This window comes from Aquipuribacter hungaricus, from assembly GCF_037860755.1.
GTDB classification, from domain to species: Bacteria; Actinomycetota; Actinomycetes; order Actinomycetales; family JBBAYJ01; genus Aquipuribacter; species Aquipuribacter hungaricus.
On the sequence record NZ_JBBEOI010000012.1, the window covers coordinates 25,380 to 37,662 of the forward strand.

Genomic DNA, 12,283 nt, shown 5'->3' on the forward strand with positions numbered 1-12,283 from the left:
CGGGCGTCCGGCCGCGACGGCCGCGCCGTCGTAGTCGGGCCCGCCGGCGGTCTCGTCGACGCCGGCGGCGTCGGGGGCGCCCTCGTCGGGCGTGCTCGCGTCGCTCACCGCTCGAGCCTGCTGCCCTTGGGGATGATGGTCAGGCCGGAGTCCGTGACGACCAGGCCGCGGGCGCGGTCCTCCTCGGCGTCGATGCCGATCCGGACGCCCTCGCCGATGACGCAGTCCTTGTCGATGATCGCCCGGCGCACGACGGCGTGCCGGCCGATGTTGGCGTTGTCCATGACGACGGAGTCCGACAGCGTCGCCCAGGAGTGGACGTAGACGTTGGGGCTCAGCACCGAGTTCTCGACGAAGGCCCCCGAGACGACGGACCCGGGGGAGACGATGGAGTTCACCGCGTGCCCGATGCGGCCCTGCCAGCCGTGGACGAACTTGGCCGGCGGGTAGTACGTCTGCGCCGTGATGATCGGCCAGTCGTAGTTGTAGAGGTTGAACACCGGGTGGACCGAGATGAGGTCCATGTGCGCCTCGTAGTACGCGTCGATCGAGCCCACGTCGCGCCAGTAGTCGCGGTCGCGATCGGTCGAGCCGGGGACGTCGTTGCGGATGAAGTCGTAGACGCCGCAGTCGTCGGCCCCCACGAAGCGGGGGACGATGTCGCCGCCCATGTCGTGCTTGCTGCCCTCGACGTCCGCGTCGGCGGTGACGGCGTCGATGAGCGCCTGCGTGGTGAAGACGTAGTTGCCCATCGAGGCGAGGACCTCGCCGGGGGAGTCCGCGAGGCCCTTGGCGTCGGTCGGCTTCTCGCGCCAGGCGGCGATCCGGTCCGGGCGCTCGGCGCTGTTCTCGATGACGCCGAACTGGTCGGCCAGGCTCAGCGGCTGCCGGATCGCGGCGACCGTGCAGCCGACGCCGGTCTCGATGTGGGCGTCCAGCATCTGCGAGAAGTCCATGCGGAAGACGTTGTCGGAGCCGGCGACGACGATGTAGTCCGGCTTCTCGTCGCGTACCAGGTTGAGGCTCTGGAGGATCGCGTCGGCGCTGCCCAGGTACCAGTGCTTGCCCAGGCGCTGCTGGGCCGGGACCGGGGCCACGTAGTTGCCGAACAGCGTGGTGAGCCGCCAGGTCTGGGCGATGTGGCGGTCGAGGGAGTGGGACTTGTACTGGGTGAGGACGACCACCTTGCGGTAGCCGGAGTTGACGACGTTCGACAGGGCGAAGTCGATGAGGCGGTAGTTCCCCGCGAAGGGCACCGCAGGCTTGGCACGGTCGGCGGTCAGGGGCATCAGCCGCTTGCCCTCCCCGCCGGCGAGGACGATCGCGAGCACCTTTGCACCGGTCCGTCGTGGCATGGCTCGACCCTAGTCCGCTGCCCTAGCGTGTGCCGAGTGAAGATCACAGTGATCACGAAGGAGTGGCCACCGGCGGTCTACGGCGGTGCGGGCGTGCACGCGGTGGAGCTGACCCGGGCGCTGCGGGCCTCGGGCGTCGACGTCTCCGTCCACGCCTTCGGCGAGCCCGAGCAGACCCCCGACGTGCACGGGCACGCCGAGCTGGCCGAGCTCGACGGGGCCAACGCGGCGCTGCGGACGCTCGGCGTCGACCTGTCCATCGCCGCCGCCCTCGCCCAGGAGAGCCCCGCCGCCGACGTCCTGCACTCCCACACCTGGTACGCCAACCTCGCGGGCGACCTCGCCTCCCGGCTGACGGGGGCGCCGCACGTGCTCACCGCGCACTCGCTGGAGCCGCTGCGGCCGTGGAAGGCCGAGCAGCTCGGCGGCGGCTACCGGGTCTCCAGCTGGGCCGAGGAGTCGGCCTACCGCGGTGCCTCCCAGGTGGTCGCCGTCAGCGCCGCGATGCGCGAGGACATCCTCCGCAGCTATGAGTTCCTGGACCCCGACGACGTCGCCGTCGTCCACAACGGCATCGACACCGCCGACTGGGTCCGCGACGAGGGCACGGACGTCGTCGACGCTCTCGGCATCGACCCCTCCCGCCCGGCCGTCGTGTTCGTCGGCCGCATCACGCGGCAGAAGGGCCTGCCGTACTTCCTGCGCGCCTGCGCGTCGCTGCCGCCGGAGGTGCAGGTCGTCCTGCTCGCCGGCGCGCCGGACACCCCCGGCATCGCCGCCGAGGTCGAGGGCCTGGTGGCGACCCTGCGCGAGAGCCGGCAGGGCGTGGTCTGGGTCGACCGGATGCTGCCGCGCCGCGAGGTCTGCCAGGTGCTCAGCCACGCGACGGTGTTCGTCTGCCCGTCCGTCTACGAGCCGCTCGGCATCGTCAACCTCGAGGCCATGGCGTGCGGCGCCGCGGTCGTCGGCACCGCCACCGGCGGCATCCCCGAGGTCGTCGTCGACGGGGAGACCGGCTGGCTGGTGCCCATCGAGCAGCTGTCGGACGGGACGGGCACGCCGGTGGACCCCGACCGCTACGTCGCCGACCTGGCCGCGGCGCTCACCGAGGCGGTCAGCGACCCCGAGCGCGCCCGCCGGTTCGGCGAGGCCGGCCGGGTGCGCGCGAACCAGGAGTTCTCGTGGACGACCGTGGCCGCGCGGACGGTCGAGGTGTACGAGCGGGCGCTGGCGACCGCCCGCTGACCCGGCGCCCCTGCGCCCCGCCTGCGCTGACAGCACGGTAGGCCTGACCCGCCGACGCCTCCCAGGGGTGTCGGCGGGTCTCGTCTTGACACCCCCTGACACCCGACATACCGTCGGCGACGCCGCGTGTAAAACGTTATCCATAACGGTATCGACGGGTCGCAGACGACCTGCCGGGCCCGGGTCGACGCGCGGCGCGCGGGCAGCAGTGCCTGTCCGGGACGAGCACCGCCGCCCGTCCCGGTCCTCCGAGCAGGATGCGAGAAGCCGATGACCCCTCATCAGACCCGAGGACCAGCAGCACCCCCTGTCACACCCGCCCGCACCGTCCGCGGCCGCCTGGTGGCGGGTGCCGTCGCCGCGGCCGTGGTCGCCGTGGGCCTCGCCGGCCCGGCCCAGGGCGCGGCCGTGCCCGTCGCCGGCGCCGACGTGGACACCACGACGCCGATCGCGTCGCTGCGCGAGACGTACCGCGACTACTTCGACGTCGGCAACATCTACTCCGGGCCGCAGACGTACGCCGCCGGCTCGCCGAACTCGGCGTCGGTCGAGCGGCACTACGGCGTGATGACCGCCGAGAACATCATGAAGCCCGACCAGCTGCTGCCGAACACGGGCATCGACCCCGTCTCGGGCGCCTGGACCTACACCTGGGGCCCGGCGGACACCTTCGTCGACCAGACGGCGGCCCGGGGCATGACGGTCCACGGCCACGTGCTGGTCTGGCACAGCCAGTCCCCGGCCCGCCTCAACAGCGGCGCGACCGGCGGGACGCGCGACCAGGCCCAGGCCAACATGGAGCGCTACGTCGAGGACGTGCTCACCCACTTCAGCGGGCGGGTCCCGACCTGGGACGTCGTCAACGAGGCGTTCGTCGACGAGCTGTCCGCGTTCGACCCCGAGACCCAGGACTGGCGCGACTTCCTGCGCGGCGGCCCCAACGGCGGGCAGTCGAACTGGTACTCGGCGTACGCGAACGGCGCGGACGCCGCCGCGGGGGAGACGCCGAGCGACTTCCTCTACGACGCGTACGTCTACGCCCGCACGTACGGGCCCGAGGTCCGCCTGGAGTACAACGACTTCAACGTCTTCCAGTCCGAGGGCAAGGCCGAGGCGATCGTCGCCATGGCCACCGACCTCAACGCGCGCTACGCCGCGGAGCACCCCGAGGACCCGCGCCCGCTGGTCGAGGCCATCGGCGACCAGTCCCACAACTACATCGCCCAGACCCCCGCGTTCGCCTGCGAGAGCCTGACCCGGCTCCCCGGCCTGGTCGACGAGCAGGCCGAGGAGTGGCAGCCCGGCGCGTGCTCGGACGAGGCGTCCGTCGAGCGGTCCGTCCAGCTCATCACCGAGGCGGGCTTCGTCGTCAACATGAGCGAGCTCGACCTCTTCGTCTGGGAGGCCTACAACGGCCAGCCCGAGGGCGACAGCGTGGCCGGCTACCGCGACCTGCGGGACCCGGCCGTCGCCGACCGGATCAGCCGGCCCGGCTTCACGTACTGGGAGGGCAAGATCACCGACCGGCGCGAGCTCGAGGCCATCCAGGCCCAGCGCTACGCCGAGTTCATGGCGGTCTACAAGGCCTACTCCCAGGACATCGACCGCGTCACCTTCTGGGGCCTGCAGGACCGGCTCAGCTGGCGGGCGACGCACAACCCGCTGCTCTTCAACAGCGACTGGTCGCAGAAGCTCGCGGCGGTCGCCGTGGCCGACCCGGAGGGCTGGCTCGGCCTCGACGCGCCGGTGACCGACACCTCGACGCTGCGCGAGACCCTGGACGAGGTCGAGGCCCTGCGCCTGCGCGGCGGGACCTACACCGGCCGCAGCCTCGCCGAGGTCCAGGTCGCCCGCCGGCAGGCGCTGCAGGTGGAGCGGACGGGCGGCACGCAGGCCGACGTCAACTCCGCGGAGGCGGCGCTCGCCGCCGCGGTGGACGCGCTCGAGCCCCGCACGCCCCGGGCCGGCCGCTAGCCGCCCGCCGGCTCCTCGCACCGCCCCACGACCCCGGGGGCCGTCACCGTCACGGTGGCGGCCCCCGCGGTCGTGGCCGGCGCGCCGGTGCCGCCCCGCGCGCCCCGTGTTGACACCCCTCGTCCCGGGATGCACCTTGTGCCCGTGCCGACACGGTGGTCGCACGCGGTCGAGGCAGCGCCCGCGCAGGCGCCGCCGACCCCGAACCACCGAGGAGACCCCCATGCACCCGACCACGTCCCGAGCAGCGACGACCGGCACGACACTGGCCCTCGTCCTGGGCCTCGCGGCCTGCACCGGCGTCCCCGCCGGGGGCGGCGAGGAGGGGGAGGCGGCCGGGGACGGCACCACCGTCCGCTACCTCGTGGAGGAGCTGGAGGACGCGACGGCGCAGGACCTGCTGCGCACCCGCCTCGACGTGTTCGAGGAGGAGAACCCCGGGATCACCGTCGAGCTGGAGACGCTGCCCTTCGACACCATGCGCACGGTGCTGCAGACCCAGCTGCGCTCCGGTGACGCCCCCGACGTCTTCAACTGGGGCTCCGGCCCGAGCTTCGGCGGTGCGCTGGCCGAGGCCGGTCTCGTCATGGACCTCGGACCGGCCTACGAGGAGAACGGCTGGGAGATCTACGACTTCGCCAAGGAGCGGGTGACCCAGGACGGCGTCGTCTACGGCATCCCCGGCGAGATGGAGACCATCGGCGTCTACTACAACAAGGACCTGTTCGCCGAGCTGGGCATCGAGGAGCCGACCGACCTGGCCGGGCTCGAGGCCGCCGCGCAGACCGTCAAGGACGCCGGGCTGATCCCGTTCGCCGTGAGCGACCAGGAGGGGTGGCAGGGCGGCCACCTGCTGAGCATGGCGCTGTCGAGCAGGGTCGGCGCGGAGCAGATGCAGCAGCTGGTCTCCGGCGAGGGCGACTGGAGCTCGCCGGAGGTCGTGGAGTCGCTGGCGCTGTGGGACCGGTTCGAGGAGCAGGGCTTCCTCACCCCGTTCCCGACGTCGGTCACCTACGACTCGGGCAACGCCCTGTTCTTCTCCGGCGAGGCGGCGATGGTCCCCACCGGCAGCTGGCTCGTCGACGGCATCGCCGTCAACGCCGACTTCGAGGCCGGCTACATCCCCTTCCCGTCGCAGGACGGCGAGGGCGTGTTCAGCGGCGGTCTCGGGTCCGGGCCCATGGTCTCGGCGACCACGGAGAACGAGGAGGCCGCCGTGGCGCTCGTCGACTTCCTCGCCTCCCCGGAGCACGGGCGGTGGATGGTCGAGAACCTCGACGTCATCCCGCCCTTCCCGGTCGACACCGAGGGCGTCGACGTCACCCCCCTGTTCGCGCAGGTGCTCGAGGACGTCGAGGTCTTCGCCGAGGGCGGCAGCGAGCTGGGCACCAACATCGACGTCCTCATGCCGGACGAGTTCAACGCGGCCATGTCCGACGGGGTGCAGGCCCTGTTCTCCGACCAGAGCACGCCCGAGGAGGTCGCGGCCTCGCTGCAGGAAGCCGCCGCACGGTGACGGGGACCCAGGCCGTCCCGGCCGCCGCCGCGGTGTCCGGCAGCGTCCCGCCGCCCGTCGCCGCACGGAGGAAGCCCGCGCGCGGGCCCAGCGGCGCCTACCGCCCGCCGCGGGCGACGCGGCGGGACCAGGGCCGGCTCGGGGTGCTGCTCGTCCTGCCCACCATGGCCATGGTGGGCGTGTTCTTCCTGTTCCCGATGGTCAACGCCGTCTACTACGCGCTCGTGGAGTTCGACGGCCTGACCGCCGTCCCGCCGTTCGTGGGGCTGGCCAACTTCGCGGAGATCCTCGGCGACGCCCGGGTGTGGGACGCGCTGCAGAACAACATCGTCTGGATCGTCCTGGGGACGGCGGCCCCGCTGCTCGTCGGGCTGGGGCTCGCCCTGCTCATGTGGGGGGTGGAGAAAGGCAGCGTGTTCTACCGGGTGGCCTTCTTCATGCCCTACATCCTCCCGCAGGTGGCCGTCGGGGTGGTCTGGGGCTGGATCTACGACCCCCTGCGCGGCTGGCTCAACGCCGCCCTGGAGGTGGTCGGCCTGGGGTCGCTGCAGACCGGCTGGCTCGGCAACGCCGACACCGCGCTCTACGCGGTGCTCGGCACCGCGGTGTGGATCACCAGCGGGTTCGTCTTCGTCATCCTGCTGTCGGCGTTGCGCAACGTGGACCAGGAGCTCGTCGACGCCTCGCGCCTGGACCGAGCCAACCGGCTGCAGCAGCTCTGGTACATCGTCCTGCCGCAGATCATGCCGGTGTTCCTCATGGTCACGACCATCACGCTCATCGGCGGCTTCAGCGTCTTCGACATCATCTTCGTCATGACCGGCGGCGGCCCCGCCGGGGCGACGGAGGTGCTCGGCACCTACGCCTACTCCAGCGCGTTCGAGCTCAACCGGATCAGCTACGGCACCGCCCTGGCGCTGGTCATCACGGTGCTCGCGGTGCCCTTCACCATCGCGCTCAACCGGCTGCAGCGGCGGCTGTCCCTGGACGGGGCGGGGGCATGAGCACCACGACCGCCCCGCGCCCCGCCCCGGTCCGCAACCGTCCCTCGCCGCGGCGGCAGGCCTCCCGCGCGGCCCGGCACACGCTGCTGGTCGTGCTGTCGCTGGCGACGCTGTTCCCCGTCGTCCTGGCGGTGTCCACCGCGCTCAAGACGCCGCAGGACGTCCGGGTCAACCCGTTCGGTCTGTTCACGTCGTTCTCCACCGAGAACCTCGTCACCGCCTGGACCGTGGGCGACTTCGACGACTACCTGCTCAACAGCGTCCTGCTGAGCGTGCCCAGCACGCTGCTGGTCGTGGCCCTGTCGACGATGGCGGGCTACACCTTCGCCCGGCTGCCGTTCCCCGGGCGGTCCTTCGCCTTCTACCTGGTCGTGCTCGGCCTGCTCGTGCCGTTCTTCACCTACATGATCCCGCTGTACTTCCAGCTGCGGAGCTTCGGCCTGCTCGACTCCCTCGTCGGCACCAACCTCGTGCTGGCCACGACCGGGCTGGCGTTCGGCACGTTCTTCATGCGGGCCTTCTTCTCCGACCTGCCCACCGAGCTGGAGCAGGCGGCGCGCATCGACGGCGCCTCGGAGTGGCAGATCTTCCTCAGGATCATGGTGCCGATGGTGGGCTCGGGCATGGCGGCGCTCGCGGTGTTCACGTTCCTGCAGAACTGGAACAACTTCCTCGTCCCGCTGCTGTACCAGCCCAACGGCGACTACCGGCCGCTCACCACGGGGCTGTACCTGTTCCTCGGCGGCCGGTCCATCGACATCGGCCCGCTCGCGGCGGGGACGCTCATCACGATCCTCCCGGTGGTCGTGCTGTTCGTCGCCCTCCAGCGGCAGGTGACCCAGGGCATCGTGTCCGGGGCCGTCAAGGGCTGAGGCCGGTCGGGCCCGGACGCTCAAGGCGTGCGGGCCCGCGGCCGATGGGCTCGGTGTGCGCTACCGACTCGTGACCCGCAGCGACTTCGACGGCCTCGTCTGCGCCGTCCTCCTGCGACAGCTGGACCTCATCGACGACGTGCTGTTCGTCCACCCCAAGGACGTGCAGGACGGGCTGGTCGCGGTGACCGCCGACGACATCCTCACCAACCTGCCGTACGCCCCGGCGGCGCACCTGGTGTTCGACCACCACCACTCGGAGTCCCTGCGCACCGGCGGGACGGCCGACAACCACGTCATCATCACCTCCGCGCCGTCCGCGGCGCGCGTGGTCTACGACCACTACGGCGGCGCCGCGCGGTTCCCCGGCGTGTCCGAGGCGCTCATGACGGCCGTCGACCAGGCCGACTCGGCGCAGTACGCGCTCCAGGACGTCCTGCACCCCACGGGCTGGACGCTGCTCAACTTCCTCATGGACAGCCGGACCGGCCTGGGCCGCTTCCGCGACTTCCGGATCTCCAACTACCAGCTGATGATGCAGCTCATCGAGTGGTGCACCGTCCACCAGGACGTCGACGAGATCCTCGCCCTGCCCGACGTCGCCGAGCGCGCCGAGCTGTTCCGCGCCCAGGAGGCGCTGTTCGTCGAGCAGCTGCGCCGGGTGAGCACGCTGCACGGCGACGTCGTCGTCGTCGACCTGCGCGAGGAGGACGTCATCCACGCCGGCAACCGGTTCATGGTCTACGCGCTGTTCCCCGAGGCCCGCGTCTCCGTGCACGTGCTGTGGGGCAAGGGGAAGCAGAACACCGTGCTCGCCATCGGCAAGTCCATCCTCGACCGCACCTCGCCGGTCGACGTCGGCGCGGTGGCGCTGGCCTGGGGCGGCGGCGGGCACAAGGCCGCCGGCACCTGTCAGGTCGACCACGCCGGCTCCGAGGCCGCGCTGGTCGAGGTCGTCGCCGCGGTGCGGACCGAGCGGGCCCCCGCCCTGGTCTGAGCCCTCCCGCGACAGGCCCCGCAGGCCCGGCCGGGCCTGCCGGGTCGCGGTCCGTCTAGCCGGGCAGGCTGACGGCGGCGGCCACCGCGGCGCGCGTCGCGCGGGACAGCTCCGCCAGCGACGCGCTCCGCCGGCCGGCCTCCCAGCCGGTCACCGCCCCGCCGTGGTCGCCCTCGGCGACGGCGAGGATCGCCATGACCTTCTCGGCCCGGTCGAGCAGGCGCAGGGAGCGCGGCCCGAGCGTGGGCGGCAGCGGCTGCTGCGCCACCCCGCCGCGCCCCCGCAGCCCCGCCGTGGCGTCCGGGCGCCAGCTGCTCAGCTGCAGGCTCTCCAGGTCCGTCGTCGCCTCGCCCAGCGCGAGCCGGAACGCCATGTCGGCCTCGGCGACGCTGGTCGCCAGCGGCGAGCCCGGCACCGGCTCGGCGTGCCAGGCCTGCCACCGCACGTGCACCCCGACGTCACCGGCCGGACCGAACTCCTCGACCTCCGGGACGAGCGCCAGCGCCGTGCGCCCGCCGGACCCGTCGGCCAGGCCCTCGACGACCACGCACTCCCCGGCGTCGACCGCGGCCGCGCGCAGCCCGGCCGGTCCGGGGACGCCGAGGACGTCACCGGGCGCCGGGAGCACGCACCGCACGTGCACGGGGGAGCCCTCGCCGGCCGCGCCGAGCAGCACGAGCAGGTCCGACAGGTACCCCGGGTCGGGGACGGGCAGCGACGCCGGGGCCGTGAACCCGGGTGCCGGGTCGACCATGTGCGGCTCGTCCTCGCCGGCGACCGCCAGCAGCGCGTCGGCCGTGCGGGCACGGCCTGCGGCCACCGCGCCGGCCCAGGCGGCGAGCAACGCCGAGCGGGGGAGGGTCACGCGGCCAGGGTAGGCGCCCCCCTAGGGTGGACCGCATGCCGGAGGCCGTGGTCGAGCTGGACTCCGTGGGGGTGGTCCGCTCCCGCACCCACCTGCTGCGCGACGTGGACCTGACCGTCGAGGAGGGCCAGCGCTGGGTCGTGCTCGGCCCCAACGGCGCCGGCAAGACGACGCTCTTCGACGTCATGGCCGCGCGCACGTTCCCCAGCGAGGGCCGCGCGACCGTCCTCGGCGAGACCCTCGGCGAGACCGACGTCTCGGAGCTCCGGCCCCGGATCGGGCTGAGCAGCGCCACGCTCGCGGGGCAGGTGCCCGGCCGGGAGAAGGTGCGCGACGTCGTCCTCACGGCCGCCCACGGGGTGGTGGGCCGCTGGCGCGAGCAGTACGACGACGTCGACGTCGCCCGCGCGGACCAGCTGCTCGCCGCCTTCGGGGTGACCGGGCTCGGCGACCGCACGTTCGGCACGCTGTCGGAGGGCGAGCGCAAGCGCGTCCTCGTCGCCCGCGCCGTCATGACCGACCCCGAGCTGCTCCTGCTCGACGAGCCGGCCGCCGGGCTGGACCTGCGCGGCCGCGAGGACCTGGTCCGAGGCCTCACGTCGTTGGCGCTGGACCCGGCCTCGCCGACCACCGTGCTGGTGACCCACCACGTGGAGGAGATCCCGCCGGGCTTCGACCACGTCCTGCTCATGCGCGCCGCGCAGGTGGTCGCGGCGGGGCCTGTGGAGACCGTGCTGACGGCGGGGGCGCTGTCGGATACGTTCGGCACGGCGCTGGAGCTGCGGCTCGACGACGGGCGCTGGGCCGCCCGCGCGGCCCGCTGACGGGGGAGGGGGAGCGGTGCCGGAGTTCCTGCGCGACGCCCAGTGGTTCCTCTGGATCGCGGGCGCGCTCGTGCTCGGCCTGCTGGAGCTCACCAGCCTCGACCTCGTCTTCGGGATGCTCGTGCTCGGGGCGCTCGCGGCCGGCGGCGTCGCCCTGGCCGGGTTCGGCTTCGTCGCCCAGGCGCTCGTGTTCACCGTGGTCAGCGGCCTCGGGCTCGTGGTCGCCCGGCCGTACATCAAGCGGGCCGTCGACCGCTCCGTGCCCGACGCCCCCACCAATGTCGACGCGCTCACCGGCCGCACCGCCCTCGCCCTCACCGACGTCGACGACCGCGGCGGGCAGGTGAAGCTGTCCGGGGAGACCTGGAGCGCCCGCACCGTCGACCGCGGCGAGCGCGTGCCCGCCGGCAGCGACGTCGTCGTGGTCCGGATCGACGGCGCCACCGCCCTGGTCCGCGCCGACGCCGACCGCCCGGCGCCGACCGACCTCACGGCCCCCACGGACCGATGACCCGACCGATGACCGGCCCGACCGACCCGAGAGAGAGCTGAGCGTGGACTTCGCCCAGGTACTGACCACGATCGTCCTGGTGCTGCTGGTCGTGGTCGTCGCGACCACGGTCATCCGGGCGGTCCGCATCGTCCAGCAGGCCACCGCCGTCATCATCGAGCGGCTGGGCAAGTACCAGAAGACGCTCGGCGCGGGGCTGCACTTCCTCGTGCCGTTCATCGACCGGCCGCGGGCGACCGTCGACCTTCGCGAGCAGGTCGTCAGCTTCCCGCCCCAGCCCGTCATCACCTCCGACAACCTCGTCGTGAGCATCGACACCGTCATCTACTTCCAGGTCAACGACCCGAAGTCCGCGACGTACGAGATCGCCAACTTCATCCAGGGCATCGAGCAGCTGACGGTCACCACGCTGCGCAACGTCATCGGCTCCCTCGACCTCGAGCAGACCCTGACCAGCCGCGACCAGATCAACGGCCAGCTGCGCGGGGTGCTCGACGAGGCCACCGGCAAGTGGGGCATCCGCGTCAACCGCGTCGAGCTCAAGGCCATCGACCCGCCCGCGAGCGTGCAGGACTCGATGGAGAAGCAGATGCGCGCCGAGCGCGACCGCCGCGCCACGATCCTCACCGCGGAGGGCATCAAGCAGTCGGCCATCCTCACCGCCGAGGGCAACAAGCAGTCCGCCATCCTCACCGCCGAGGGCCAGGCCCAGTCGGCGATCCTCAAGGCCCAGGGCGAGAGCCGCGCGATCCTCCAGGTCTTCGAGGCCATCCACAAGGGCAACCCGGACGACAAGCTGCTCGCCTACCAGTACCTGCAGGTGCTGCCGCAGATCGCCCGCGGCGAGAGCAACAAGATGTGGATCATCCCGAGCGAGCTCACCGAGGCGCTGTCCGGCATCGGGCGCGCCCTCGGCGGCAACGCCGAGCCGAGCAAGGGCTACCTCGGCGAGAAGTCCGCCGACTACTCCGGGCAGGACGGCGGCCTCGAGGCGCCCGTGCTCGAGGACCCCGAGGCCGCGCTGGCCCGCGCCAAGGCCGAGGCCGCCGGTGCCTCCCGCGAGGCCCGCGAGGCGGAGGACGCCCGCAGCAGCCGCCGCGCGGCGCGGGCCGAGCAGGCC

The 12,283-nt window shown here is 72.8% G+C and carries 11 protein-coding genes; 9 read left to right on the forward strand and 2 right to left on the reverse strand.

From position 1 onward, the window contains the following. Window positions 1-104: 104 nt before the first annotated feature. Window positions 105-1,355: a glucose-1-phosphate adenylyltransferase gene (gene glgC / locus WCS02_RS03680; protein ID WP_340289894.1), complete on the reverse strand. Its 1,251-nt coding sequence runs from the start codon at window positions 1,353-1,355 to the stop codon at window positions 105-107. 36 nt (window positions 1,356-1,391) lie between these two features. On the opposite strand from glgC, the gene glgA reads away from it, so the two are divergent. The 6 genes from glgA (at window position 1,392) to WCS02_RS03710 (ending at window position 8,963) form a co-directional block, all read left to right on the forward strand. Beyond that, window positions 1,392-2,600 carry a glycogen synthase gene (glgA, locus tag WCS02_RS03685; RefSeq protein ID WP_340289896.1) on the forward strand — a complete coding sequence of 403 codons (1,209 nt, stop codon included), beginning with the start codon at window positions 1,392-1,394 and terminating at the stop codon, window positions 2,598-2,600. Window positions 2,601-2,942: 342 nt separating this feature from the next. Next, window positions 2,943-4,574 carry an endo-1,4-beta-xylanase gene (locus tag WCS02_RS03690; RefSeq protein WP_340289898.1) on the forward strand — a complete coding sequence of 544 codons (1,632 nt, stop codon included), beginning with the start codon at window positions 2,943-2,945 and terminating at the stop codon, window positions 4,572-4,574. Window positions 4,575-4,797: 223 nt separating this feature from the next. Then, complete coding sequence (locus WCS02_RS03695; RefSeq protein ID WP_340289900.1) at window positions 4,798-6,090, forward strand: ABC transporter substrate-binding protein; 1,293 nt, start codon at window positions 4,798-4,800, stop codon at window positions 6,088-6,090. Next, window positions 6,087-7,094 carry a carbohydrate ABC transporter permease gene (locus WCS02_RS03700; RefSeq protein ID WP_340289902.1) on the forward strand — a complete coding sequence of 336 codons (1,008 nt, stop codon included), beginning with the start codon at window positions 6,087-6,089 and terminating at the stop codon, window positions 7,092-7,094. Before WCS02_RS03695 ends, WCS02_RS03700 begins: the two co-directional genes overlap by 4 nt. Further along, window positions 7,091-7,966 (forward strand): carbohydrate ABC transporter permease, encoded by an 876-nt coding sequence (locus WCS02_RS03705; RefSeq protein ID WP_340289904.1) that lies wholly within the window; start codon window positions 7,091-7,093, stop codon window positions 7,964-7,966. Before WCS02_RS03700 ends, WCS02_RS03705 begins: the two co-directional genes overlap by 4 nt. Window positions 7,967-8,036: 70 nt before the next feature. Further along, entirely contained in the window at window positions 8,037-8,963 is a 927-nt protein-coding gene (locus WCS02_RS03710) for a DHH family phosphoesterase (RefSeq protein WP_340289906.1), read from the forward strand. Window positions 8,964-9,018: 55 nt separating this feature from the next. Here WCS02_RS03710 and WCS02_RS03715 read toward each other — a convergent pair whose 3' ends face one another. Next, window positions 9,019-9,828 (reverse strand): hypothetical protein, encoded by an 810-nt coding sequence (locus tag WCS02_RS03715; protein ID WP_340289908.1) that lies wholly within the window; start codon window positions 9,826-9,828, stop codon window positions 9,019-9,021. Between the two features lie 35 nt (window positions 9,829-9,863). On the opposite strand from WCS02_RS03715, the gene WCS02_RS03720 reads away from it, so the two are divergent. The 3 genes from WCS02_RS03720 to WCS02_RS03730 all read left to right on the forward strand — a co-directional run. After that, a complete protein-coding gene (locus WCS02_RS03720) occupies window positions 9,864-10,652 on the forward strand; it encodes an ABC transporter ATP-binding protein (RefSeq protein ID WP_340289911.1) in 789 nt (262 codons plus the stop codon). 16 nt (window positions 10,653-10,668) lie between these two features. Beyond that, window positions 10,669-11,163, forward strand: a complete 495-nt coding sequence (locus WCS02_RS03725) for an NfeD family protein (RefSeq protein WP_340289913.1) — start codon at window positions 10,669-10,671, stop codon at window positions 11,161-11,163. A gap of 61 nt (window positions 11,164-11,224) precedes the next feature. Beyond that, the coding region (locus tag WCS02_RS03730; protein WP_422665412.1) for an SPFH domain-containing protein at window positions 11,225-12,283 on the forward strand (1,059 nt) is incomplete at its 3' end.